General features: G+C 69.0%; 16 protein-coding genes. 8 read left to right on the top strand and 8 right to left on the bottom strand.

Features of this window, described 5'->3' with window-relative positions:
- Positions 1 to 160: 160 nt before the first annotated feature.
- Genes tsaB through mrcB form a run of 4 tightly spaced genes read right to left on the bottom strand, consistent with a single transcriptional unit; the run spans position 161 to position 5,960 of the window.
- Positions 161 to 871, bottom strand: a complete 711-nt coding sequence (tsaB, locus tag HH110_RS04165; RefSeq protein WP_176988450.1) for a tRNA (adenosine(37)-N6)-threonylcarbamoyltransferase complex dimerization subunit type 1 TsaB — start codon at positions 869 to 871, stop codon at positions 161 to 163.
- Positions 872 to 876: 5 nt separating this feature from the next.
- Complete coding sequence (locus HH110_RS04160; protein WP_176988449.1) at positions 877 to 2,934, bottom strand: ATP-dependent DNA helicase; 2,058 nt, start codon at positions 2,932 to 2,934, stop codon at positions 877 to 879.
- Positions 2,935 to 2,975: 41 nt separating this feature from the next.
- The gene (locus tag HH110_RS04155) at positions 2,976 to 3,503 is read right to left on the bottom strand and encodes a hypothetical protein (protein WP_176988448.1); all 528 of its coding nucleotides are present in this window, start codon (positions 3,501 to 3,503) and stop codon (positions 2,976 to 2,978) included.
- A 15-nt stretch (positions 3,504 to 3,518) separates the two neighbouring features.
- The gene (mrcB, locus tag HH110_RS04150; RefSeq protein ID WP_176988447.1) at positions 3,519 to 5,960 is read right to left on the bottom strand and encodes a penicillin-binding protein 1B; all 2,442 of its coding nucleotides are present in this window, start codon (positions 5,958 to 5,960) and stop codon (positions 3,519 to 3,521) included.
- 96 nt (positions 5,961 to 6,056) lie between these two features.
- On the opposite strand from mrcB, the gene HH110_RS04145 reads away from it, so the two are divergent.
- Positions 6,057 to 8,156 carry a glycosyltransferase gene (locus HH110_RS04145; RefSeq protein ID WP_176988446.1) on the top strand — a complete coding sequence of 700 codons (2,100 nt, stop codon included), beginning with the start codon at positions 6,057 to 6,059 and terminating at the stop codon, positions 8,154 to 8,156.
- On the opposite strand, the gene HH110_RS04140 is transcribed toward HH110_RS04145, so the two are convergent.
- Both HH110_RS04140 and HH110_RS04135 read right to left on the bottom strand, forming a co-directional pair.
- Positions 8,153 to 9,715: a hypothetical protein gene (locus HH110_RS04140; protein WP_241696382.1), complete on the bottom strand. Its 1,563-nt coding sequence runs from the start codon at positions 9,713 to 9,715 to the stop codon at positions 8,153 to 8,155. The two genes, HH110_RS04145 and HH110_RS04140, sit on opposite strands and share 4 nt — an antisense overlap.
- Before the next feature lie 29 nt (positions 9,716 to 9,744).
- Positions 9,745 to 11,898: a RelA/SpoT family protein gene (locus HH110_RS04135; RefSeq protein WP_176988445.1), complete on the bottom strand. Its 2,154-nt coding sequence runs from the start codon at positions 11,896 to 11,898 to the stop codon at positions 9,745 to 9,747.
- Positions 11,899 to 12,030: 132 nt separating this feature from the next.
- On the opposite strand from HH110_RS04135, the gene HH110_RS04130 reads away from it, so the two are divergent.
- Positions 12,031 to 12,543, top strand: a complete 513-nt coding sequence (locus HH110_RS04130; protein WP_176988444.1) for a hypothetical protein — start codon at positions 12,031 to 12,033, stop codon at positions 12,541 to 12,543.
- A gap of 42 nt (positions 12,544 to 12,585) precedes the next feature.
- Here HH110_RS04130 and hrpA read toward each other — a convergent pair whose 3' ends face one another.
- Complete coding sequence (gene hrpA / locus HH110_RS04125) at positions 12,586 to 16,689, bottom strand: ATP-dependent RNA helicase HrpA (RefSeq protein WP_176988443.1); 4,104 nt, start codon at positions 16,687 to 16,689, stop codon at positions 12,586 to 12,588.
- A gap of 96 nt (positions 16,690 to 16,785) precedes the next feature.
- On the opposite strand from hrpA, the gene HH110_RS04120 reads away from it, so the two are divergent.
- From HH110_RS04120 to HH110_RS04095, 6 genes are all read left to right on the top strand, one after another.
- Complete coding sequence (locus HH110_RS04120) at positions 16,786 to 17,337, top strand: Dps family protein (RefSeq protein WP_176988442.1); 552 nt, start codon at positions 16,786 to 16,788, stop codon at positions 17,335 to 17,337.
- 647 nt (positions 17,338 to 17,984) lie between these two features.
- Entirely contained in the window at positions 17,985 to 19,790 is a 1,806-nt protein-coding gene (gene recQ / locus HH110_RS04115; protein WP_176988441.1) for a DNA helicase RecQ, read from the top strand.
- Positions 19,702 to 20,280 (top strand): CopL family metal-binding regulatory protein, encoded by a 579-nt coding sequence (locus HH110_RS04110; protein WP_342589207.1) that lies wholly within the window; start codon positions 19,702 to 19,704, stop codon positions 20,278 to 20,280. Before recQ ends, HH110_RS04110 begins: the two co-directional genes overlap by 89 nt.
- Before the next feature lie 104 nt (positions 20,281 to 20,384).
- Positions 20,385 to 22,178: a copper resistance system multicopper oxidase gene (locus HH110_RS04105; RefSeq protein ID WP_176988439.1), complete on the top strand. Its 1,794-nt coding sequence runs from the start codon at positions 20,385 to 20,387 to the stop codon at positions 22,176 to 22,178.
- Positions 22,175 to 23,212, top strand: a complete 1,038-nt coding sequence (locus tag HH110_RS04100; RefSeq protein WP_176988438.1) for a copper resistance protein B — start codon at positions 22,175 to 22,177, stop codon at positions 23,210 to 23,212. Before HH110_RS04105 ends, HH110_RS04100 begins: the two co-directional genes overlap by 4 nt.
- A 100-nt stretch (positions 23,213 to 23,312) precedes the next feature.
- Entirely contained in the window at positions 23,313 to 23,825 is a 513-nt protein-coding gene (locus tag HH110_RS04095; protein WP_176988437.1) for a GNAT family N-acetyltransferase, read from the top strand.
- A gap of 18 nt (positions 23,826 to 23,843) precedes the next feature.
- Here the strand turns inward: HH110_RS04095 and HH110_RS04090 are convergent, their stop codons facing one another.
- Positions 23,844 to 24,146 carry a zf-TFIIB domain-containing protein gene (locus HH110_RS04090; protein WP_176988436.1) on the bottom strand — a complete coding sequence of 101 codons (303 nt, stop codon included), beginning with the start codon at positions 24,144 to 24,146 and terminating at the stop codon, positions 23,844 to 23,846.
- Positions 24,147 to 24,171: the final 25 nt, after the last annotated feature.

Below are 24,171 nucleotides of genomic sequence, written 5' to 3'. Positions count from 1 at the left end.
GGATCAGGGAGAAACCGGCGTGGGGACCCAAGCTACCCAGCGGTCGCAAGACCTAGAGCCACACGGTCGCCCACGCCGGGCTCTCGGCACCTAAAGTGCCAGATCGGCAAGAGATAAGAGCCACGCCATGCGTGGCTGGTGCCTTACCAGGTGACCTGCTTCACGAGGCGGCCAGCTTCGCGGCCCGCGCGGCGTGCTGTTCCACCAGGGTCAGCGCCACGTTGTCGCGCAGATAGGCCGGCTCCACCCGCTCCGGCGCCATGCCCTCGCCGCGCTGGAACGCCGGTACCGCCAGCGCCAGCACATCGGACGCACGCGGCAGTGCCAGCGCATCCACGCCGGTCAGCTGATCGGCCAGCCGCGTGGCCAGTACGCCCTCGGCCGCGCCGAAGCCGGTGCCGACGCCGAACCAGCGCGTGCCATCGGGCAACGCCACAGCATCCGGCGCACAGACGATTTCCTCGCCCTGCAGCTGCCACTGCCCGTCCACCCGGATGTGGCGCGCCGCATACACCTCGCCCATCCGCGCATCGATGCTGGCCAACACGTGATCGGCCTCGGCCGGTGCGCGCAGTGCCAGCGCCTGCAGCGTGGAGACCGGGATCAGCGGGCGATCCAGCGCAAGGGCGATGCCCTGCGCGATGGCGATCGCCAGCCGCACGCCGGTGAACGCGCCCGGGCCACGCCCCAGCGCGATCGCGTCCAGCTGCGAACGCGCCACGCCCGCCTCGGCCAGCAGCGCCTCGGCCCAGGGCAGGCTCAGTTCGGCGTGGCGACGCGGAGCGATCTCGAAGCGCTCACTGACCTGCCCATCCACGTACAGGGCAACGGAGCAGGCTTCGGTGGCGGTTTCAAAGGCGAGCAGTTTCATGGCGGTCAGAACAGGGAAGTGGGAAAGTCATCGGAGGCCTGCACGGCCTGCACCGGCCGCGCAGAAGCTGGCGCGGGGGCGGGCGTGGGTCCAGCGACGGGCCATTGTGGCGCAAAGAAGGCCTGCACATCGCCCAGCGAGCGGGTGCGGCGGAAGGGGGGCAGCGAATCCAGAAAGATCCGCCCGTAGCCACGGCTGAGCAGGCGCGGGTCGCACAGCACCAGCACGCCGCGATCGGTCTCGCTGCGGATCAGGCGGCCCACGCCCTGTTTCAGCGCGATCACCGCCTGCGGCAGCTGCTCGTCGCGGAACGGATTCCCGCCGTCCCGGCGGATCGCATCCAGCCGCGCTTCGAACACCGGATCGTCCGGCGCGGCGAACGGCAGCTTGTCGATCACCACCACGCTCAGCGCATCACCGACCACGTCCACGCCTTCGCGGAAACTGGCCGAGCCCAGCAGCACTCCATTGCCGGACTCGCGGAAGCGTTGCAGCAGGGTCGCGCGCGGGGCCTCGCCCTGCACGAACAGCGGCCACGGGGCATCGCGCAGCGCCTCGGCCGCTTCGCGCAGCGCGCGATGCGAAGCGAACAGCAGGAACGCACGGCCGTGCGAGGCCTCCAGCACCGGCGTCAGCGCGCGGATCAACGCGGTGCCGAAGCCGCGTGCGGCCGGATCGGGCAGATCGGTCGGCAGATAGCACAGCGCCTGCTGGGCCCAGTCGAACGGGCTGGGCTGCAGCAGGCTGACCGGATCGTCCAGGCCCAGCCGCTGGGAAATGTGCTCGAACCCCCCATCCACGGTCAGCGTGGCCGAGGTGAACACCCAGGCCGCCATCGAGCGCTGCCGGTGCTCGCGCAGCGGGCCGGAGACATCCATCGGCGTGCGCTGGCAGCGGAAACCACGCGGGGTCAGTTCATACCAGAGCACCTCGGCCGGCGCCGGTGCCTCGTCCGGATCGGTATCGAAGTCCAGCATCGGTGCGTCCTCGCCGAGCCAGCGCGACAAGCGCGACACCGCTTCCATCGCGCGCGCATGGCAGGCATCCAGACCGGGCGATGCTTCACGCACGCCCGCCAGCGCATCGCGCAGCTGCACCAGCGTGCTCATCGCCGCATCGAAGCCATCGCGTACCTGCGGTACGGTGAGCGCACGCCACTGGGTACCGCGCGGCGGCAGGCCATCCATCGCCACGCGCAGGTCGCGCAGGGTCTGTTCAAGCGCCGCAGCCGGCACCTGCAACGCGGCCTGTGCACCGGCCACGCTGCGGCTCTCGGCCAGGCAGTCGCGTGCCAGCTCCTGCCACGGGCGCATGCCAAAGCCTTCGCCGAAGAAGTTCGCGGCCAGCTCCGGCAGCTGGTGCGCCTCGTCGATCACGAACGCCTGGGCGCCGGGCAGGATTTCGCCGAAGCCTTCCTGCTTGAGCGCCAGGTCGGCCAGCAGCAGATGATGGTTGACCACCACCACGTCGGCGGCCTGCGCCCGCTGCCGGGCCTGCACGACAAAGCAGTCGTCCCAGAACGGGCACTCGGTGCCGAGGCAGTTGTCGACCGTGGAGGTGACCATCGGGTACAGCGGCGAGTCTTCCGGCAGGGCCTCCAGCTCGGCCATGTCGCCGAACTTCGTGCGCCCGGACCAGGCGAGGATGCGCTGGAACTGCGCGACCTGCTCCGGCGAACTGAAGCGCGGTTCGCCGCGCGCCTGCTGCAGCCGATAGCGGCACAGGTAGTTGGCGCGCCCCTTCAACAGCGCGCTGCTGTGGCCCACGCCGAGCGCGGCACGCACGCGCGGCAGATCGCGGTGATACAGCTGGTCCTGCAGCGCGCGGGTACCGGTGGAGATGATGGTCTTCAGCCCGGACAGCAGTGCGGGCACCAGATAGGCATAGGTCTTGCCGGTGCCGGTGCCGGCTTCGGCCAGCAGGACGTCGCGCTGGTCGAACGCTTCGGCGATCGCCGCGGTCAGGCGCAGCTGGGCCGGACGCGGAACGAAAGCGTCGAGCTGGCTGGCGAGCGCCCCGCCCTCACTGAGGGCATCGCGGCTGGCGTGGGCAAGTTGGGACATGACGACAGTGTAGTGCCGGCCGTTGGCCGGGCGGCGCTACCTCAATACCGCATGATCCCCGGCACCGTGCAGCCTTCCAGCTGGGCATGCGCCGACGCCGCGTTTTCCTTTTCACCACGGGCCAGACGCGACTGCTCGATGGTCGCCCAATGGCGACGGCACAGCGGGCCGGTCTTCGAGCCCAGTTCGATGGACTTGCGCGCGAACGTTTCCGCTGCCGCCCAGTCGCCCTGCAGCAGCGCGATCTCGGCGCGATCCTGCAGCACCGACGGATCCGAGGCCATGATCGCCAGCGCCTGGTCCAGCGCGACCGCGGCGCCGGCCAGATCGTTGGCCTGGCGGCGGGCATGCGCGGCCTGGCGCAGATCCTCCACTTCGCTGTCGCGCAGCGGCTGCACGGCCAGTTCCTTGTCGTCATTGCCAGCGGCGGCATCCACGGCGGCCAGACGCTGGGCCGGCGTGGTGGTGTCGACCGGGGCCTTCACGACCGGTGGCGGCGTAACGCAGGCAGCAAGGGCCAGGCACAGCGTGGCGAGCGAAGCGGAACGGATCAGGAATCGGGTGGTCATGCAGGCAGGCCTCGATCAGGGTTGACGCGCGGGGGTGGCGGCCGGTGCATTCTGCGCCGGTTCGGGGGCGGGCTCGGGCTTTTTCTCCAGGCCGAACCAGCTGCGCCAGCCACCGCCCTCACTCTGTTCGCCGCCCTCGCCTTCCGGCAACGCGCTCGGCGCGGTGCACGGCACGTAGGCCGGGGTATAGCCGACCACGAACGGGAAGCGACGCGCGCCCGGGCAGCTTTCATCGGTGGTGGCCGTGCCGCTGGCTTCCACGTACTGCCAATCCAGGCCCTTGTTGCTCACCTTCAGCGGCGAGCTCGGCAGGCGCTGGAAGATGCCCGACCAGACCCGCATCGAGCCGGTGGCGCCATACAGCCCCGCCTGTTCGTTCTGGTCGTTGCCCATCCAGATCACCGCCAGATGGTCACCGGTGTAGCCGGCGTACCAGCTGTCGCGGCCGTCATTGGTGGTGCCGGTCTTGCCGGCCGGCTGCAGGCGGCCCAGACCGTCGGCATTGAGGCGCTGCGCGGTACCGCTGGCCACGACCTGCTGCAGGCCGATGCTGATCAGGTTGGCGGCGATCGAGTCGCCTTCCTGGGCCGGCGCGGGCGTCTTGTCATAGCGCTTCATCAGCTTGCCCTGCGGGTCGAGCACGCCGCGCACCGCATGCAGCGGCTGGATTTCACCGCCGGAGGCCAGGAACTGGTACAGCTGGGCCATGGCGTAAGGGCTCTGGTCCGTGGAGCCCAGGATCACCGCCGGATTGGGATCGGCCTTGAGACCGGCAAGGACATGGATCAACTGCGTGACCCGCTCCGGGCCGACCTGCATCCCGACCCGTACCGTGGCCTGGTTGTAGGAGTGGGCCAGCGCATCGATCAGGCGGACGGTGCCGTGGCTGCGGTTGTCCGCATTGCCGGGCGACCACTGCTTGCCGCGGCTCAGCTGCACCGTCACCGGTGAATCGTCGACCCAGCTGGACAGCGAATAACGGTCCGGCTGCGCCAGCGCCAGCAGGTACACGAACGGCTTGAGCAGCGAACCGACCGGACGCTGGGCCTCGATGGCGCGGTTGAAACCGGGTTCGGAGACATCGCGGCTGCCGACCACGGCCAGCACGTCGCCGTTGTGCACGTCGGTCAGCACCAGGCCGGCCTGCAGTGCGGGACGACGCTTGCTCTCCAGCGATTTGATGGTCTTGGTGACCGCGCCTTCGGCATACGCCTGCGCCGACGGCGCCATGCCGGTCATGACGCTCAGGCCCGCGCCCTGCAGCACCGACTCGGGGTAATCGTGGCCAAGCTGGCGACGGACCAGATCCACGTATGCGGGGAAGCGGTTGGCCGCGATCAGGCCCGGCGTCTTGGGCACGCCCAGCGGCGCATCGACCGCACGCTTGTACTCGGCGTCGTCGATCAGGTTGGCTTCGCGCAGCTTGCCCAGCACGAAGTTGCGCCGGTCCAGCGCGCGTTCGGGGTTGCGGCGCGGGTCGTAATAGGACGGGCCCTTGACCAGGCCGATCAGCAGCGCGACGTGTTCGGTATTGAGCGAGGCCAGGTCGCGGCCGAACCAGAACTCCGCGCCCGAGGACATGCCGTGGATCGCCTGGCTGCCGCGCTGACCCAGATAGACCTGGTTGAGGTAGGCCTCCAGGATGGTGCGCTTGTCGTAGCGCGCCTCCATGATCAGCGCGTACAGCACCTCGTTGAACTTGCGGGTGACGGTCTGCTCTTTGCCGATCCCGAGCAGGCCGCTGCGGGCCAGCTGCTGGGTCAGGGTCGAGGCACCCTGGCGGCTCTGGCCACCGGAGCGCACGGTCACCCAGATCGCGCGGGCGATGCCGCTCAGATCGATGCCGTGATGGCGGTTGAAGTCCTTGTCCTCCACCGCCTGCAGGCCGGTGACCAGCAGTTCGGGGGTCTCTTCGATCCGGACCAGCCGACGCTCTTCCTGCTTCTGGCCGTACAGCGTGGCAATCCGGGCCGGATCCAGGCGCGCGGCCTTCAGCGCCTTGCGGCTGTCGGGGTCGCGCAGCGAAGCGATCGACCCGCCGGACAGGCTCAGCTCGACCCGGCGCGGGGCGACCCGGCCGTCGACGTCGTTATAACCGCGGCTGGAGATGACAAAGCGGCCGCCTTCCTGCGAATACGTGGCCGGTGATTTACCGATCCCGTCATCGCGGTACGCCGATGCCGCCAGCTCGGTCTTGAGCGTGGCCGCATCCATCGCCACGCCGGGCGCCAGCGGCAGCGGGCGCGCATAGACACGCGTGGGAATCTGCCAGCGCAGCTCGCCGAAGCGCTGGGTGACCTGTTGGTTCAGGTACACCGTATAGGGGATCAGGAAGCCCAGCCCCAGCGCGACAGCCGCCATGCTCCAGGTGATCAGCCGGCGCCGCCACAGCGGGCCGCGGCTTTCGGTGTCGTCTTCGAACTCGTCGATGTCGTCGGAATCGTAGCGTCGGGGCACGGGGATGCGAGAATATGGATTCCGGCGAGTCTAACGCAGCCACCGCGAGCGGCGCGTTCTCCCGGGTTCCCCCGCTTAAGCTGGAGTTGCAACGGGATGTCGATGTCCTTGGCCGATGCTCGCTATTTCCTGAACCGCATGCTCGGCCTGTTCCGTCGCAGTCTGGCCAGCCTGCGCACCCGGGGCTGGCGCGCTACCTGGCAGCGGATCCGGGTCCACACCCAGGCCGTGCCGGCCCCGCGCGGCGCGCCGCTGTACCTGCCCGCGGCGACGCCGTTCGAGCCCTTCACGGTCCCGACCAGCGAACGCCCGGTGGTCAGCATCGTGATTCCGGTCTACAACCACGCCGCGCACACCCTCGCCTGCCTGCGGGCGCTGGCCGCGCATCCGCCGCAGGTCCACTGCGAGATCCTGGTGGTGGATGACGGCAGCAGCGACGAGACCACGACCTGGATGCCGCGGATCGGCGGCCTGCGCTATGAGGTGCGGGCGGCCAACGGCGGCTTCATCGAGGCCTGCAACGACGGCGTCGCGCGCTCGCGCGGCCAGTACGTGGTGCTGCTCAACAACGACACCGTGCCGCAACCGGGCTGGCTCGACGCCCAGCTCGCCACCTTCGCACGGGTGCCGCGCGCAGGCCTGGTCGGCGCACAGCTGCTCTATCCCGACGGCCGCCTGCAGGAATCGGGCGGGGTGATCTTCCAGGATGGCAGCGGCTGGAGCTATGGCCGCTTCGAGTCGCCCGAGGATCCCCGCTACAGCGCGCTGCGCGATGCCGACTACTGCTCCGGCGCGGCACTGATGATCCCGCGCGCCCTGTGGGACCAACTCGGCGGCTTCGATCTGCGCTACAAGCCGGCCTACTACGAAGATACCGACCTGGCGTTCGCGGTCCGCGCCAGTGGCCACCGCGTGCTGGTGCAGCCGGCCAGCCGCGTGGTGCATGACGAAGGCACCAGCAACGGCACCGATACCGGTAGCGGAATCAAGGCGTACCAGGTCCGCAACCGCAGCGTGTTCGCGGCGAAATGGGCCGAGGCACTGCAGGCGCAGCCCGCGGTGGGCAGCGTGCCCTCGCCGGCGCTGCTGCACCGCGCCCAGCGACAGGTCCTGATACTGGATGAGGAAGTGCCGCAGCCGGACCGCGATTCGGCCTCGCTGCGCCAGTACAACCTGATCCGGATGCTGCTCGACGACGGCATCCACGTGGTGTTCGTGCCGACCCGGCGCGAGCATGGCGGCGCGGCGACCGAGGCGCTGCAGGCGCTCGGCGTGGAGGTCTGGTACGCGCCGTACCTGGTCGGCGTGGCGCCGTGGCTGCGCGCCAACGGTGCCCGCTTCGACGTGGCGATGATGGTGCGCTACCACGTCGCCCACGAGTGCCTGCCGCTGCTGCGCAGCTTCGCGCCGCAGGCCCGCACCGTGTTCGACACGGTCGACCTGCATTACCTGCGCGAGCGACGCGGGGCCGAGATCGCCGGCGACGCCGGCCTGCTGCGCAACGCCGAGCGCACCCGTGCGCGCGAGCTGGCGGTGATGGAACAGGTGGATGTGACCGTGCTGGTCAGCGCGGCCGAGCGCGAACAACTGCGTATCGATGCACCGACCGCCACGGTCGAACTGATTTCCAACCTGCATGAAGTGGCCGGGGCGGGCCCGGACTGGGCCGAGCGGCGCGACCTGGTGTTCGTCGGCGGTTTCCGCCATCCGCCGAACCTGGATGCGATGCAGTGGTTCATCGGCGACGTGTTCGCGCGGATCCGCGCACAGCTGCCCGACATCCGTTTCCACTGCATCGGCGCGGCGGTGCCGGACACGCTGCGCGAACTCGCGGCGACCCAGCCGGGCGTGGAGATCCATGGCTTCGTGCCGGACGTGGTGCCGTACATGGACGGCGTCCGCATCGCGGTCGCGCCGCTGCGCTTCGGCGCCGGGGTCAAAGGCAAGGTCAACCTGAGCATGGCGCATGGCCAGCCGGTGGTCGCCACGACCTGCGGCGTGGAAGGCATGCACCTGCGCGATGGCGAGGATGTGCTGGTCGCCGATGATGCCGAGGCGTTCGCCCAGGCCGTGGTCCGGCTATACCAGGACGAGGCGCTGTGGCGCCGGCTTTCGACCGCCGGTCTGCAGAACATCGTGGACCACTTCTCGCTCGATGCCGCGCGCGCCACCGTGCAGCGGGTGTTCGGGGACTAACTGCCGGCACCACCGCCGGCGCTGCGCAGGCGCTCGGCGAACGCCGGCAGCTCGGGCAGGTCCGGCTGCCAACGGCGAGCCTGCAGCAGCGCCTGCTGCGCGAAGGCGATGTCCCCCGAGCCGAGGCGCTCGCTGCCGATGGCCAGCCAGCGCTGTGCCAGCCGACGCCGTGCGGCCGCCTGGCCTGCCTCGTTGTTCGACAGCGTCTGCCAGGCGTCCAGGCAGGCGCCGGCAGCCAGCACGCGGTTCTCGCGCAGGCGATCCTCGAAGCACTGCCGGCTTGCCGGCAGCAGACGCTTGGCTGCGGCACGCACCCGCGGATCCTGCGGCGCCACGCCTTGGGCTTCACGCAGGGCGTCATAGGCACTGCGTCCGGGCGGCTCGAGGAACTGGCCGCCGCGTTCCGCTTCCTCCAAGCGTGCGAGCAGGCGCTGCAGCGTGCGCTCGCGCTGCGCGCGCGGCACCGCCGGCGTCGTCAGTGCCGCCTGGGAACGGCGGGCCTGCTCGATCGCATGCCGCGCCGCCTCCAGCGCGCGCGTGGACGCACCCAGTGCTTCAGCCGCCTGCACGGCCTGCGCGGCCTCGTCGAAGCGGAAGTTGCCGGCCAGCCGCGTCGCGCGTGCCAGTTGCGCATCGGCCACCTGCAGCTGGCCACGGCGCGCGGCAGGATCGTCAGGCAACGCCGAGAGCACCGCGGCGAAGGCCTCCGCCGCGACGTCCAGCTTCTGCCGACGCACCGCGGCTTCGCCGTCCCGCTGGCGGCGCTCCAGCGCATTGTTCACCGCCTCCTGGGTGGCGGGCAGATCGACATGCCCGGCATCGAACTCCCGGGCACTGCGCACCAGCTCCGCCGCACGTGCGACATCGCCGCGCTCGGCGGCGGTGCGTGCCTGCTGCAACAGATCCGAGAGGGCATCCTCGCGCCCTTCCAGCGCGCGGAGCTGGTTGGGCGAAAGGGTGAGCACCTGTTGGAACAGTGGCAACGCGCTGTCCGGGCTGCCATCGAGCCGTTGCGCCTGCAGGGCCGCTTCGGCACGGCCGAGCAAGGCACCAATCCCCGCGCGTGCCTGGTCGTGTGCATGCAACTGCTGCGCCACCGCGTCGGCATCGCGCTGCGGCACCTGCAACGCGCGCGCCAGCGCGAGCGCGGCCGTTGCAGATGGCACATCGCCACGCTCCAGTGCATCACGGGCCTGCTGGAGGGCGGCCTGGCCGGTGCGGGCCAGGCCGCTGCGCGCCTGCAGGCGATCGTTGTCCAGCGCCAGGGCCGCCTCGAATGACTCGCGTGCGCCGCTGCCATCGGCAGCACTCAATCGGCCTGCGGCCAGCGCGCGATCGCCCTGGTCCAGCAGCTGTTCGATCTGCGGCTCGTTCCAGAACCAGTTGGCCAGCGGCCGGCGCAGCAATGCCAGGCCGACGAAGAGCAGCACCGCGACCAGCAGTGCCCAGCGCCAGATGCGTCGGGCATGACGCGCCTGCACCCACCACCAGCGGCCCTCGCGGCGCACGCGTCGCAACGCCTCGTGGGCGGCCTCATGCCTGTCATCATCCCGGCTCATGGCGCGAGCCTAGCGTGGGGCACGTGAGCTCAGCCTAGACGCCGGGCTTCGCTGACGCCGGGCAACGCATCGAGCTTGCCCAGCAGGGTGGAGAGCTGCCCGTAGTCGCTGACCTTCAAGCGCAGCCGCAGGTGCGCGCGGCCGCTATTGCGGACGTTGTCGCTGTGGATGTCCAGCACATACGCATCTTCCTGTGCGATCAGGTTGGTGATGTCCTTGAGCAGCCAGCGCCGGTCGACCGCATCGACCACCACGTCCACTTCGTAGCCACCGCCGGCCTGGCCCCACTCCACCGGCAGGATGCGCTGCGGACTGGCGGCCGCCAGCCGCGCCAGCGCGGCGCAGTCGGTGCGGTGCACGGTCACGCCGCGCGCACGCGTGAGGTAGCCCACGATCGGCTCACCGGCCACCGGCTGGCAGCAGCGCGCCAGCTGCACCAGCAGGTTGCCCACGCCCTGGACGGTGAAGTCCGCACTGCGCACGCTGTCGCGCCGCGCGGTCGGGCGTGGCAGGACCGGCGCGGCCGGCTGGCTGGCGGCGCGCTCGGCTTCCAGCAGCGTGCGGCTGACCTGGTTCGGGCCGGTATCGCCCAGCGCCACCTGGATGTACAGATCATCGACGCTGTCGGCGTGGAACTTCTTCACCGCGATGGCCAGATCCGCGTGCTGCAGGCCGAGGCGCTTGAGTTCGCGCTCGAGCAGCTCGCGGCCGGCCAGCACGTTGCGCGCGCGATCCAGCTTGTGGAACCAGCCACGCACCTTCTCGCGCGAGCGGTTGCTGGCCAGGAAACCGCTGGAGGCCAGCAGCCAGTCACGCCGGGGATCGGCTTCCTTGCCGGTCAGGATCTCGACCCGGTCGCCGCTGCGCAGGCGGTAGGTCAGCGGCACGATGCGGCCATTGACCTTTGCGCCACGGCAGCGGTGCCCGACCATGGTATGCACGTGGTAGGCGAAATCCAGCGGCGTGGCGCCCTGCGGCAGGTCCATCACCTCGTCCTTGGGGCTGAGCGCGTAGACCCGGTCCTCGGTCAGCTCGGCGTCGAGCGCGCCGGCCAGTTCGCCGCCATGCCCTTCCTGGGAGTGCTCCAGCAGCTGGCGCATCCAGGTGATCTTGCGATCGAAGGCCTTCTCCGCACCCTTGCTGCCTTCCTTGTAGCGCCAGTGCGCGGCCACGCCGAGTTCGGCCTGCGCGTGCATGTCGTGGGTACGGATCTGCACTTCGATGGTGCGCCCTTCCGGGCCGACCACGGCGGTATGCAGCGAGCGGTAGTCGTTGGCCTTGGGGCGGGCGATGTAATCGTCGAACTCGCTCGGCACCGGGGCCCACAGGGCATGCACCACGCCCAGCGCGGCGTAGCAGGCGGCCACGTCGTCGACCATCACGCGCACGGCGCGGATGTCGTAAAGCTGCTCGAAAGCCAGCCGTTTCTTCTGCATCTTCCGCCAGATGCTGTAGATGTGCTTCGGGCGACCGCTGACCTCGGCGCGGATGCCCTGGGCCATCAGCTCACGCGACAGCGCTTTCTTGACGCCCTCGACATACCGCTCGCGGGCCAGCCGGGTTTCGTCGACCTCGCGGGCGATGCGGCGGTAGGTTTCCGGCTCCAGGTGGCGGAACGCCAGGTCTTCCAGCTCCCACTTCAACTGCCAGATGCCGAGCCGGTTGGCCAGCGGCGCGTGGATGTCGCGGGTGAGCTGGGCGAGTGCGCGCCGCTCTTCCGCGGGCAGCCGATCAGCACCGCGCATGCGGGCCAACTGCCGGGCCAGCAGGATCGGCACCACGCGCAGATCGCGGATGATGGACAGCAGCAGGCGACGCAGGCCTTCGCTGTTGCGCCCGGCCTCGCGCCCGGCGTGCAGCGCCCAGACCTGGTCGGCGGCGTCCAGGCCGTCGAGCAGGCCGACCACCACCGGCTTGAGCGCGCCGACCGGCAACGCATCCAGCCCGGCGCGCAGCCAGGGCAGATCGAACAACAGCGTGGCCAGCAATGCCGACTCGTCGGCCGACAGCAACGACAGCGCATCCAGGGTGTCGGCCAGCACCGACCAGCCCGCCCGCATGTCCAGATCGGCCTCGGGCTGTTGCCAGCGCTGCAGCAACGCTTCGCGCAGTTCAGCCGGCAGCGAAGCCACCGAGGGTCGGTTCAACAAGGCATCCAGGCCGGGGGCAGAAGCGCGGTTCACAGCATCGTACAGACAAGACAGAGGCCACCTACACTAGCGCCGCAGCGCCCAACCGACAATCGCCGCCACCGGCATGTGCACATGCCTGGGCGCTGGCACTACACTGCGGCCATCCCTAGGAGAGACCCTGCCATGCGCTTTTCCCGTCTGCGGTTGTTGGCCTGTGCGGCCGTTTTGATGAGCCTGTCGCTGCCGGCACTGGCCCAGCGCGTGGTCGATGGCGATCTGCAGCAGCAGATGTCGGCGGCCGAGTTCAAGGCGGCCGGGCTGGAGAAGCTCACGCCGCAGGAACTGGCCCAGCTCAACAACTGGCTGCAGGGCAAGGTGGCCGCACTCGCCGCGACTGCGCGCGAAGAAGCCCGCGAGGAGGGTCGCCAGGAAGTCATCGTGAAGAACCGCGGCTTCCACGATTTCGGCAGCAACGATCCGATCGAAACCAACATCACCGACGAGTTCCGCGGCTTTGCCAAGGGCCGCCGGTATGTACTGGCCAACAAGCAGGAATGGGAACAGACCGATGAGGCGACCTTGAGCGGCGTGCGCAAGACCGCCCCGAAGGTCATCATCAATCCGGGCCTGGTCGGCGTGTGGTACATGAAGGTCGACGGCTACAACACCCGCGCCAAGGTCCGCCGCGTCAAGTAATCCCCGCGCCCCGTGCCACCTCGGCACGGGGCGTTGGCCGGATCAGGCGGCCTGCAGCGCAGCCACGCGCTGGGCGAGTTTCTTGGCCGATATGCCGGTCCTGGCCCCCAGCTCCTGGGCGAACAGCGAGACCCGCAGCTCTTCCAGATCCCAACGCAGGTCCTGCCACTGCGGCCGCGCGCGCAATCCGCGCGCTTCGGCCTGCGCCAGGGCATCGACGAACGGACGCAGCTCCAGCATCCGCGCCTGATCGCGCGGCGGATCGCGCTTGGCGCGCTCGGTCCGCAGGATCATCGCGCGCAGATAGCGCGGGTATTGCGCCAGTGCATCGGCCGGGGTCTCACGCAGGAAGCCGGGATGGACCAGGCCGGCGAGCTGCTGCTCCATGTCGTCCAGGTTGCCACGCGCCCAGCCCATCAGCGGCGCTTCCAGCTGCGGCTTCAGTTCGGCCACGTGCGCCAGGATGTTCTCGGCCAGCTTCAGGCGCGCCATCGCCTCGCCGAACAACGCCTTGCCCGCCTCCGCACTGCGCCTGGCGAACGCGGCCGGATCGCGGATATCGCCCAGGCCCTCGGCCAGCACGGCATTCATCGCCGCATCGACCAGATCGCCACGCAAGCGCTCCTGCGATTCGATCGCGGCATACAGCAGGCCGGTCTTGGGCGGCACCGGCAACTGCTTGCGCGCCTGCTTGGCCTTGTCGGCCAGCGCGATCTCCAGCAGGCGACGGACGCCGCGCGGGTGCTGTTCCAGCGCCTCGTTGCGGTCGGCGAAAATCTTCAACGCGGCGGTTTCGCCCTGGTCCACCAGCGCCGGGTAGGCCGGCACGCCGGCTTCGCCGGGCAGCTGCAGCGGGATCGGGCTGGCGGGGAAATCGCGCAGTCCCTCCGCCGCCAGCGCGCGCCCGGCACGTGCGGCAAAGGCATCACCGGCCTTCGCCCCGAAGCGCGCACGCAGCGCGTCCAGATCGCGCGAGGTCGCCAGCACCTTGCCGTCCGCATCGCGCAGGCGCAGGTTCATGCGCAGGTGTGCCTCCAGCGAGGCTTCGTCGAAATCCGTCGCGGCCAGCTTGGCACCGGTGGCGCGCGACAGGAACCGCGCCAGTTCGCCCCGGATGTCATCGGCGGTCGGTTCGGCGAACGCCTCGGCAAACGCACGCCCGAAGTCCGGTGCCGGCACGTAGTTGCGTCGCATCGCCTTGGGCAGGCTGCGGATCAATGCGGCGGCTTTGTCCGCGACGAAGCCGGGGGCCAGCCACGACAGGCGCGCCGGGTCCAGCGCGTTGAGCAGGTGCAGCGGCACCTCCAGGGTCACGCCATCTTCGTCGGCGCCCGGTTCGAAGGTGTAGTGCAGCGGCAACCGTGCATCGCCCAGCGGCAGGTACGTGGGATAACGCTCGGCATCGCTGCCCTCGCCCGGCAGCAGATCGGCCAGCGTCCACGACAGCGCGCGGCGTTTCTCGGGTGCCAGTGCCTTCCACCAGGTGTCCAGGCCCATCGCGGAATGGATCTCGGCCGGAATCCGGTCCAGGTACCAGCGCGCCTGCCAGCCCTCATCGGCGACGATGCCGGCGCGGCGCAGCTTGGCTTCCTCTTCGCGCGCCTGCTCCAGCACCTTGAGGTTGTCGGCGACGAAACCGGCGCGGGTGTTGATCTCGCCGGTTACCAGGGCCTGGCGCACGAAGATGTCGTGCGCCTCGCCCGGCGCGATGCGGCCGTAGTGCACCGGTTTCTTCGGGGCCAGCACCAGCCCGAACAGGCTGATCTGCTCCGAAGCCAGCACCTGGCCCTGCGCGCGCGACCAGTGCGGGTCGAAGTGCTTGCGCAGCAGCAGGTGCGGCAGCTCGTTGATCACCCAGTCCGGCTCGATCGCGGCGTTGGTCAGGCCCCAGATTTTCTGGGTATCCAGCAGCGTCGCGGTCAGCAGCCACGGCGGCGGCCGCTTGGCCAGGGTCGAGCCCGGGAACGGCAGGAAGCGGCGCTGGCGCGGGGCGAGGAAGTCGCCCTTCTCGCTGCGGTGGCCGATCTGCGTGGGCAGGCCGGCGATCAGCGCGCGGTGCAGGGTCTGGTAGGCGGCGGCGCGGACTTTGTCGCTGAAGGCGTTGCGCGCCTCGGTGTCGGCGCCCTTGACCGATGCCGGCGTGCTCTCTGCCGGCGCCGGCTCGGATTTCCCTTCGCGGGCCAGGCGCGCGGCACGGTGCTGCTGGCCGCGCGTCGCCTTGATCTTTGCCTCGTCATCGCGCGCCGGTGCAGGTGCGGAAGAACCGGCCAGCAGCGGTGCCAGGGAGGTCTCGGCCGCTTCTTCCGTCCAGCCCAGCTCCTCGCACAGCACGCGTAGCTGGCGATGCAGTTCGCGCCACTCGCGCATGCGCAGGAAGCCGAGGAAATGCCGCCCGCACCAGTCACGCAGCTTGGACTGGGTCAGGTCTTCGTGGGCCTGGCGGTAGCCGTCCCACAGGCGCAGCACGCCGACGAACTCCGAGCGGCCATCGGCGAACAGCGCATGCGCGTTGTCGGCGGCGGCGCGCGCTTCCGGCGGGCGCTCGCGCGGGTCCTGGATGCCCAGGAACGAGGCGATCACCAGCATCGGGCGGAGGCAGCCCTGGGCCTGCGCGGCGACCAGCATGCGGGCCAGTTTGACGTCCACCGGCAGGCGCGCCATCTGGCGGCCGATCGGGGTCAGGCGGCGCTCGGCATCGACCGCACCCAGCTCGCCGAGCTGCTGCCAGCCATCAGCGATGGCGCGCTCATCCGGTGCTTCCAGGAACGGGAAATCCTCGATCCTGCCGAGGCCGAGCTGCAGCATCCGCAGGATCACCCCGGACAGGCTGGAGCGGCGGATTTCCGGATCGGTGAATTCCGGGCGTGACTGGAAATCCGCCTCGGAATACAGCCGGTAGCAGATGCCCTCGGACACACGGCCGCAACGGCCCTTGCGCTGGTTGGCGCTGGCCTGCGAGACCGCCTCGATGTGCAGCCGATCCAGCTTCTGCCGCGGGCTGTACCGCTTGATGCGCGCGAAACCGGGGTCGATCACATAGCGGATGCGCGGCACCGTCAGCGACGTCTCCGCGACGTTGGTGGCCAGCACGATGCGCCGGTTGGCACCCGGATTGAAGACCAGGTCCTGGTCCTTTACCGACAGCCGCGCATACAGCGGCAGCACGTCGGTCCCACGGTATTTGCGCCGCTCCAGCGACTGGTGCGCATCGCGGATTTCGCGCTCGCCCGGGAAGAACAGCAGGATGTCGCCACGCGGGTCGATCCGGGTGATTTCATCCACCGCCGCGACCACCGCATCATTCACGGTGCGCTCGCCATCGCGGCCGCCCTCGGCCTCGCCACCGCCCTCGCCTTCCAGCGGGCGGTAACGCACCTCCACCGGGAAGGTACGGCCTTCCACGCTGATCACCGGCGCATCGTCGAAATGCTGGGCGAAGCGCGAGGTGTCGATGGTCGCCGAGGTGACGATCAGCTTCAGGTCCGGGCGCTTTTTCAGCAGCTGCTTGAGATAGCCGAGCAGGAAATCGATGTTGAGGCTGCGTTCGTGCGCCTCGTCGACGATGATCGTGTCGTAGTTGGACAGCCAGCGATCGCTGCTGATCTCGGCCAGCAGGATGCCGTCGGTCATGAACTTGATGCGGGTATCGTCACCGACGCGATCGGTGAAGCGCACCTGGTAGCCGACCGTCGTCCCGAGTTCGGACTGCAGCTCCTGCGCGACGCGGGTCGCCACCGCACGTGCGGCAATCCGTCGCGGCTGGGTACAGCCGATCATGCCGGCCGTGCCGCGGCCGGCGGCCAGGCACAGTTTGGGCAGCTGGGTGGTCTTGCCCGAGCCGGTCTCACCGGCGATCACCACGACCTGATGGTCGCGGATCAGCGCGGTGATGGCCTCGGCTTCACGCGCAATCGGCAGTTGCTCGTCCAGAGTGATGGCCGGCTGATTCAGCGCGCGCGCTTCGCGGCGCTGCACGGATGCCCGCAAGGCCTGCTCGAACGCCGCCGCCAGACCCGCATCCGCCGGTTTGGCCCGCCAACGCGAGAGCATCCCCAGCAAACGACCGCGGTCGCGGCTCATGGCCCCGTTGATCGCGGCCTGCTGCTGGGCCAGGCGTGCTGCTTGTGGTTTTTCGATAGCGCTCATCAATCGATTCGTTTAGAACTTTTGTTTACTACTGAAAGGGTAGTCTGATCTATTGTGAAGGCCATCCGATTCATCCCATCCATAAGGAGTTCTCCCATGGCGAAGACGACCAAGACCCCGGCAAAGACCAAGACGGCCAAGCAGAAGCTCGGCGCGGCGGCCCCATCGGCCCCGAACATCGATATCGGGATCAAGGAGGGCGATCGCAAGAAGATCGCCGATGGACTGTCGGCGTTCCAGGCAGATGCGTTCACGCTCTACCTGAAGACGCACAACTTCCATTGGAACGTGACCGGGTCGATGTTCAATTCGCTGCACACCATGTTCGAGACCCAGTACACCGAACAGTGGGCGGCCCTGGATGACGTGGCTGAACGCATCCGTGCACTGGGCTTCAACGCCCCGGGCTCCTACCGCGAGTTCGCGGCCCTGACCTCGATCGCCGAGGAGCCGGGCCTGACCGACAGCGCGGACTGGCGTGAAATGGTACGCCAGTTGGTCACCGCCAACGAGGCGGTGTGCCGGACGGCGCGCAAAGTGCTGGACGTGGCCGACGATGCGGACGACGCGCCGACCGAGGATCTGATGACCCAGCGCCTGCAGACCCACGAAAAGTACGCCTGGATGCTGCGTTCGCTGCTGCAGTAAGGGTTTGTTTTTTGGGGGGCTTTGCTGACTGAAGGCAAAGGCAAAGGCAAAGGCATTGGCTGCCGGGGTCTCAGTGTTGGCGAGCGGGGGCCAGGCCCTGCCGGGACGCGCCGTAAACCCATCCCTGGGGGCTCGTGGGCGGCATCCATGCCGCCCTGACGGTCCCGTCAGGGCCTGACCCCCACTCGCCAGACAGATCTGGATGGACGGTTGGGCAAGCCAAAGCAGCCCGCCGCAAGTAGCCACATCACCCCGTCGAGATGCGACGTCGAGATGCAACAGGCAACAACCGACAGGCGCCGATTGGCGCCTGTCGGCGTTTGACCGGCTGGAGCTTGGCTCTCGACTGGCTCTCCTCCGGACACCAGCCAAGTGTCGGAGGCGCGGTGTGGGTGGGTTTGCAGGACCGTTGGGCGCCATGGATGGCGCACTACGAGCCCCCATGGACGGGTTCACGGCGGGTCCTGCAAACCCACCCACACCGCGCCAAACCCGTAAGACGGAATGTCCTGCGCTTTGAGGCTCTGCCTTTGAGGCTTTGAGGCCTTGAGGCCTTGAGGCTTTGAGGCCTTGGCTCCCGGCTTCCCTACACGCCGACCCGGCATCAGAGGACACGGCCCGTAGCCCGGGCAAGGTAAACTAGCGCGATGTCTTCCCGCCCCGCGCACGACCTGCTCAGCCGCATCTTTGGTTACGACGAATTCCGCGGTCCGCAGCAGGCGATCGTCGAGCATGTCGCCGCCGGCAATGACGCGCTCGTCCTCATGCCCACCGGCGGCGGCAAATCGCTGTGCTACCAGGTGCCCTCCCTGCTCCGCGACGGCACCGGCATCGTCATCTCGCCGCTGATCGCCCTCATGCAGGACCAGGTCGAAGCCCTGCGCCAGCTCGGCGTCCGCGCCGAATACCTCAACTCCACCCTCGATGGCGACACCGCCGCACGGGTCGAGCGCGAACTCCTCGCCGGCGAACTGGACATGCTCTATGTCGCCCCCGAGCGCCTGCTCACCGGCCGCTTCCTCTCCCTGCTCTCGCGCAGCAGGATCGCCCTGTTCGCCATCGACGAAGCCCATTGCGTCTCGCAGTGGGGCCACGACTTCCGCCCGGAATACCGCCAGCTCACCGTCCTGCACGAACGCTGGCCCGACGTCCCGCGCATCGCCCTGACCGCCACCGCCGATCCGCCCACCCAGCGCGAGATCGCCGAACGCCTGGACCTGACCAACGCCCAGCACTTCGTCAGCTCCTTCGACCGCCCCAACATCCGCTACACCGTCGTCCAGAAAGACAACGCCAAGCGCCAGCTGCTGGACTTCCTCAAGGTCCACCGCCAGGAAGCCGGCATCGTCTACTGCATGTCGCGGCGCAAGGTCGAAGAAACCGCCGAGTTCCTGTGCAAGGAGGGCATGAACGCCCTGCCCTACCACGCCGGCCTGCCCGCCGAGGTGCGTGCCGCCAACCAGCGCCGCTTCCTGCGCGAGGATGGCATCGTGATGTGCGCCACCATCGCCTTCGGCATGGGCATCGACAAACCGGACGTGCGCTTCGTCGCGCATACCGACCTGCCCAAATCGATGGAAGGCTACTACCAGGAAACCGGCCGCGCCGGCCGCGATGGCGAGCCTGCCGAGGCCTGGCTCTGCTACGGGCTGGGCGATGTCGTGCTGCTCAAGCAGATGATCGAACAGTCCGAAGCCGGCGAAGACCGCAAAACGCTGGAACGGTCCAAGCTCGATCACCTGCTCGGCTACTGCGAATCCATGCAGTGCCGCCGCCAGGTCCTGCTGGCCGGGTTCGGGGAGACCTACCCCCAGCCCTGCGGCAACTGCGACAACTGCCTGCTGCCTCCGGATGCCTGGGATGCCAGCGTCGCCGCCCAGAAGGCGCTGAGCTGCGTCTACCGCAGTGGCCAGCGCTTCGGCGTCGGTCACCTGATCGACATCCTGCGCGGCGGCGACAACGAGAAGGTGCGCCAGTTCGGGCATACCGAACTGAGCACCTACGGCATCGGCAAGGATCTCGACGCCCGCACCTGGCGCAGCGTGTTCCGCCAGCTGGTCGCCTCCAGCCTGCTCGAAGTGGACAGCAGCGCCTATGGCGGCCTGCGCCTGACAGATGGCAGCCGTGAAGTGCTCAAGGGCCAGCGCAAGGTCATGATGCGCCGCGAGACCCCCAAGGCCGCCCGCGAGCGCGACCGCAGCGGCCAGCGCACCGGCCTGTCGGTGCTGCCGCAGGACCTGGCCCTGTTCAACGCACTGCGCGGCCTGCGCGCCGAACTCGCCCGCGAACAGAACGTCCCGGCCTTCGTCATTTTCCACGACAGCACCCTGCGCAACATCGCCGAACAGCGCCCCACCAGCGTCGATGCGCTGGGGCGGGTCGGTGGCATCGGTGGCACCAAGCTGGCCCGCTACGGCGACCGCCTGGTCGAGATCGTCCGTGAGGAAGGCTGATGCCCCGGCACGCCCAGGCAGACCCGGCTCCAGAGTTGAACCAGGCGTTCAGCCGCAGGTGCGGTCGCCGGGCTTTGGCAGTAAGGTGAGCCCCATGTCCGCCGGTGGCCTTCTCCTGCGAGTGGTCTTGATGCTCAGCCTGTTGCTCAACGGGCTGAACGTGGCCATGGCCGGCCCGATGGCGCTGGCCCTGGCCGAGCCGACCCCCGCCAGCAGTGCGGCACCGCCCTGCCACGGCGACGCGCCGCCCCCCGCCGCACACGACCACCACGCGATGGCGGCCGCCGATGCCGGCGTACAGGCGCCGCACGATGGCGACCACTGCAAGATCAAGGACTGCCTGCGCAGCTGCGCCCAGCAGCCCAGCCTGACCGTCCAGGTCGCCTGGCTGGCCACGCCGCCGCCGGTGTCGATGGCCCCGCTGATGGCCGCGCATCCCACGCTGCCGACCCCGCCGCTGGACCGCATCACCCGCCCTCCGATCGCCTGATCCGCCGCGCTCTGCGAGCGCCCGCCTGAGCTCTGCCCGCGCGCCCCCGGTGTGCGGGCGTTGACGGCACCGCGTGTGCCATTCGAACCGGATTCGGAGTTGCAATGTCTTTCCCCAAAACACCCGGCACGGGCATCCCGCCCATGCCGTCACGTCGCCTGTTCGTGCAGGGCGTGGCTGCCGGCGGCGTGGTCGCCGGCCTCGCCGCCACCGGCCTGAGCCCGCGGGCGTTCGCCGCCGCCGGCCCCGGCCTGGTCGGCGCCCCGCAGGTGCTCAGCAGCCAGGACGTGCAGCTGAGCATCGGCGAATCGCTGGCCAACTTCACCGGCCGCACCCGCCCGGCGATCACCGTCAACGGCAGCCTGCCGGCACCGATCCTGCGCTGGCGCGAGGGCCAGACCGTCAGCATCCGGGTCGCCAATACGCTGCAGGGCCATCCCACCTCCATCCACTGGCACGGCCTGCTGCTCCCGGCCAACATGGATGGCGTGCCCGGCCTGAGCTTCAACGGCATCGCCCCCGGCGAGGTCTATCAGTACCGCTTCACCCTCAAGCAGTCGGGTACGTACTGGTACCACAGCCATTCCATGTTCCAGGAACAGGCCGGTCTGTACGGCGCGCTGATCATCGATCCGCTCGAGCCGGCGCCGTACCACTTCGACCGCGAGCACGTGATCCTGCTCTCGGACTGGACCGACATGGACCCCGGTGCGCTGTTCCGGCGCATGAAGAAACTCGCCGAGTACGACAACTACTACAAGCGCACCCTGCCCGACTTCCTGCGCGATGTGCGCAAGGACGGCTGGGCCGCGGCCACCGCCGATCGCGGCATGTGGGGTCGGATGCGGATGACGCCGACCGACATCTCCGACATCAACGCCCACACCTATACCTACCTGCTCAACGGCACCGCCCCGGCCGGCAACTGGACCGGGCTGTTCCGCAGTGGCGAGAAGGTGCTGCTGCGCTTCATCAACGGCGGTTCGATGACCTACTTCGACGTGCGCATCCCCGGGCTGAAAATGACCGTGGTCGCCGCCGATGGCCAGTACATCCACCCGGTCAGCATCGATGAATTCCGCATCGCCCCGGCTGAAACCTTCGACGTGATCGTCGAACCCAGCGGCCAGGACGCGTACACGATCTTCTGCCAGGACATGGGCCGCACCGGCTATGCCGCCGGCACGCTGGCGGTCCGCCACGGCCTGCAGGCGCCGATTCCCGAGCGCGACGCGCGCCCGCTGCTGACCATGCGCGACATGGGACATGACATGGGCCATGCCTCGAACGGGATGGCGGGCCACGACATGAAGGGCATGGAAGGCGGCTGCGGCGCCAGCATGGGCCACGGCGCGCAGGGCGCCGATCCCAAGGCACCGCGTCACCCGGCCAGCGAAACGGGCAATCCGCTGGTGGACATGCAGAGCATGGCGACCGAGCCGAAACTGGATGATCCCGGCATCGGCCTGCGCGACAACGGCCGCGACGTGCTCACCTACGGCGCGATGCGCAGCCTGTTCGACGATCCCGATGGCCGCGAACCCGGCCGCGAGGTCGAGCTCCACCTGACCGGCCACATGGAGAAATTCAGCTGGTCCTTCGATGGCATTCCCTTTGCCAGCGCCGAACCGCTACGCCTGAACTACGGTGAGCGCATGCGCATCGTGCTGGTCAACGACACCATGATGCAGCACCCGATCCATCTGCACGGCGTGTGGAGCGATCTGGAAAATGCGGACGGCGAATTCCACCTGCGCAAGCACACCATCGACATGCCACCGGGCACCCGCCGCACGTATCGCGTGCGTGCCGACGCGCTCGGCCGTTGGGCCTACCACTGCCACCTGCTGTACCACATGGAAGCGGGCATGATGCGCGAAGTGAGGATCGAAGAATGAGCCGCTCTCCTCTCACCGCGACGTCGGCCTTGAGCACCGCCCTGCTGCTGGCATTGTCGGCACCGGCCTGGGCGCAATCGCATGCCGGCCATGCCACGACGCCGACCGCAACCACGGCCGACACACCACCGGCAGATGGCGGCAACGTCGATCACAGCCAGATGGATCATTCGAAGATGGACCATGGCAGCACTGATCACAGCCAGATGGACCATTACACGATGGACCACGGCACGACCGATCACGGCCAGATGGATCATTCGAAGATGGACCACGCCGCGATGGGTCATGGCGTGCCGAAGGCGCCTGCGCCCACCGAACCGCTCGAACCGATTCCGGCGGTGACGGCCGCCGACCGCCTCGCCGCATTCCCGCCGATCGACCACGGCGCGATGGAGCATGCGCCGGAGATCCACAGCATGCTGCTGCTCAACCGCCTCGAACACTGGGACGGTCAGCACGGCACCGGCCAGGCCTGGGAGGCCAGCGGCTGGGTGGGCGGCAACATCAACAGGCTATGGCTGCGCAGCGAAGGCGAGCGCAGCGACGGCCGCACCGAATCGGCCGATCTGGAAGTGATGTACGGCCGCAGCGTGTCGCCGTGGTGGGACGTGCTGGTCGGCGTGAAGCAGGATTTCCGTCCGGCCGATTCACGCACCTGGGCGGCGTTCGGCATCCAGGGGTTGGCGCCGTACAAGTTCGAGACCTCGGCCACGGCCTATGTCGGCGAAAGCGGCCAGTTCGCGGCCACGGTGGAAGTGGAGTACGAGCTGCTGCTGACCAACCGCCTGATCCTGCAGCCGCTGGTGGAAGCCAGTTTCTCGGCCAAGGACGAGCCGGAGTATGGCAACGGTTCGGGCCTCAACAAGGTCGAAGCCGGGCTGCGCCTGCGCTACGAGTTCAGCCGCCGCTTCGCGCCTTACATCGGCATCAGCCACGAGCGCCTGTTCGGCGATACCGCTGATTACCACGAGGCGGCCGGCGAGCGCGCGCGCGATACCCGCTGGGTGGCAGGCGTGCGGGTCTGGTTCTGATCCCGCGGCCGTGACAGGTTCCGGGTGCCCCAGGTACCCGGACCCCCTGCCGGTTGGAGCGATGGCGTAAGCTGCCGGCCCGATCTGCCTGCCTTGCGCCATGACGTTGACCCTCCGCCGCGCCTCCCTTGCCGATGCCGATACGCTCTCGGCGATCGCCATCGCCACCTATACCGAAACCTTCGGCGATTCCTACCCGCCGCAGGATCTGCGCGAATTTCTGGACAGTCACTACGCGGTCGAACCGCAACGCCGCGAACTGGCCGATCCGCGCAACGCAGCATGGCTGCTGGAGGATGGCGGCCGCGCGGTGGGCTATCTCGCGGCGGGGCCGAACGGGCTGCCACATGCCGAGGCCAGCGAGGGCGATATCGAGCTCAAACGCCTCTACCTGCTTGCCAGCCACCAGAGTGGCGGCCACGGTGCGCGCCTGATGGACGCGTTCCTGGCCTGGCTCGATCAACCGCAGCGGCGCACGCTGTGGGTCGGCGTGTGGTCCGAGAACCTGGGTGCGCAACGCTTCTATGCGCGCTATGGCTGCAGCAAGGTGGGCGAATACGATTTCCCGGTCGGCGACAGCGTCGACCGGGAGTTCATCCTGCGCCGCGCCTGAGCGCAGCGCAGGCGTGCATCAGAAGTCGAACAGGTCCGACAGGAAGCTCTCTTTCTTCTTCTTGCGGTAGCCGTGCTGATCGCCGTACGGCTGTTGGCCCAGGTGGCGGGTATCACGGTGCTGCACCGCAGCCGGCGGCGGCGGTGCGGCAGCGCGTGCCGGGGCGGATGCAGGCGCGGCGGCACCGGCGGAGCGCTCGATGATCTTGTCCAGTTCGCCACGGTCCAGCCACACGCCACGGCACTGCGGGCAGTAGTCGATCTCGATGCCCTGGCGCTCGGACATCTGCAGCGCTTGGGTTTTGCATACGGGGCATTGCATGGGCGGTAATCCAAGGGGCAAAGCC

It is taken from the genome of Stenotrophomonas sp. SAM-B (assembly GCF_013387485.1).
Taxonomy (GTDB): Bacteria; Pseudomonadota; Gammaproteobacteria; order Xanthomonadales; family Xanthomonadaceae; genus Stenotrophomonas; species Stenotrophomonas maltophilia_AA.
The sequence above is the reverse complement of the archived record's forward strand: the minus strand, read 5'-3'. Positions and strand labels throughout refer to the sequence as shown.

Excerpts from the sequence above, each read along its gene's own strand:
- HH110_RS04145 (WP_176988446.1), top strand. The coding sequence starts at position 6,057 with ATGTCGATGTCCTTGGCCGATGCTCGCTATTTCCTGAACCGCATGCTC.
- HH110_RS04160 (WP_176988449.1), bottom strand. The coding sequence starts at position 2,934 with ATGTCCCAACTTGCCCACGCCAGCCGCGATGCCCTCAGTGAGGGCGGG.
- HH110_RS04155 (WP_176988448.1), bottom strand. The coding sequence starts at position 3,503 with ATGACCACCCGATTCCTGATCCGTTCCGCTTCGCTCGCCACGCTGTGC.
- HH110_RS04140 (WP_241696382.1), bottom strand. The coding sequence starts at position 9,715 with ATGAGCCGGGATGATGACAGGCATGAGGCCGCCCACGAGGCGTTGCGA.
- tsaB (WP_176988450.1), bottom strand. The coding sequence starts at position 871 with ATGAAACTGCTCGCCTTTGAAACCGCCACCGAAGCCTGCTCCGTTGCC.
- recQ (WP_176988441.1), top strand. The coding sequence starts at position 17,985 with ATGTCTTCCCGCCCCGCGCACGACCTGCTCAGCCGCATCTTTGGTTAC.
- HH110_RS04095 (WP_176988437.1), top strand. The coding sequence starts at position 23,313 with ATGACGTTGACCCTCCGCCGCGCCTCCCTTGCCGATGCCGATACGCTC.
- HH110_RS04120 (WP_176988442.1), top strand. The coding sequence starts at position 16,786 with ATGGCGAAGACGACCAAGACCCCGGCAAAGACCAAGACGGCCAAGCAG.
- HH110_RS04100 (WP_176988438.1), top strand. The coding sequence starts at position 22,175 with ATGAGCCGCTCTCCTCTCACCGCGACGTCGGCCTTGAGCACCGCCCTG.
- HH110_RS04105 (WP_176988439.1), top strand. The coding sequence starts at position 20,385 with ATGTCTTTCCCCAAAACACCCGGCACGGGCATCCCGCCCATGCCGTCA.
- HH110_RS04110 (WP_342589207.1), top strand. The coding sequence starts at position 19,702 with ATGCGCTGGGGCGGGTCGGTGGCATCGGTGGCACCAAGCTGGCCCGCT.
- HH110_RS04090 (WP_176988436.1), bottom strand. The coding sequence starts at position 24,146 with ATGCAATGCCCCGTATGCAAAACCCAAGCGCTGCAGATGTCCGAGCGC.
- HH110_RS04130 (WP_176988444.1), top strand. The coding sequence starts at position 12,031 with ATGCGCTTTTCCCGTCTGCGGTTGTTGGCCTGTGCGGCCGTTTTGATG.
- hrpA (WP_176988443.1), bottom strand. The coding sequence starts at position 16,689 with ATGAGCGCTATCGAAAAACCACAAGCAGCACGCCTGGCCCAGCAGCAG.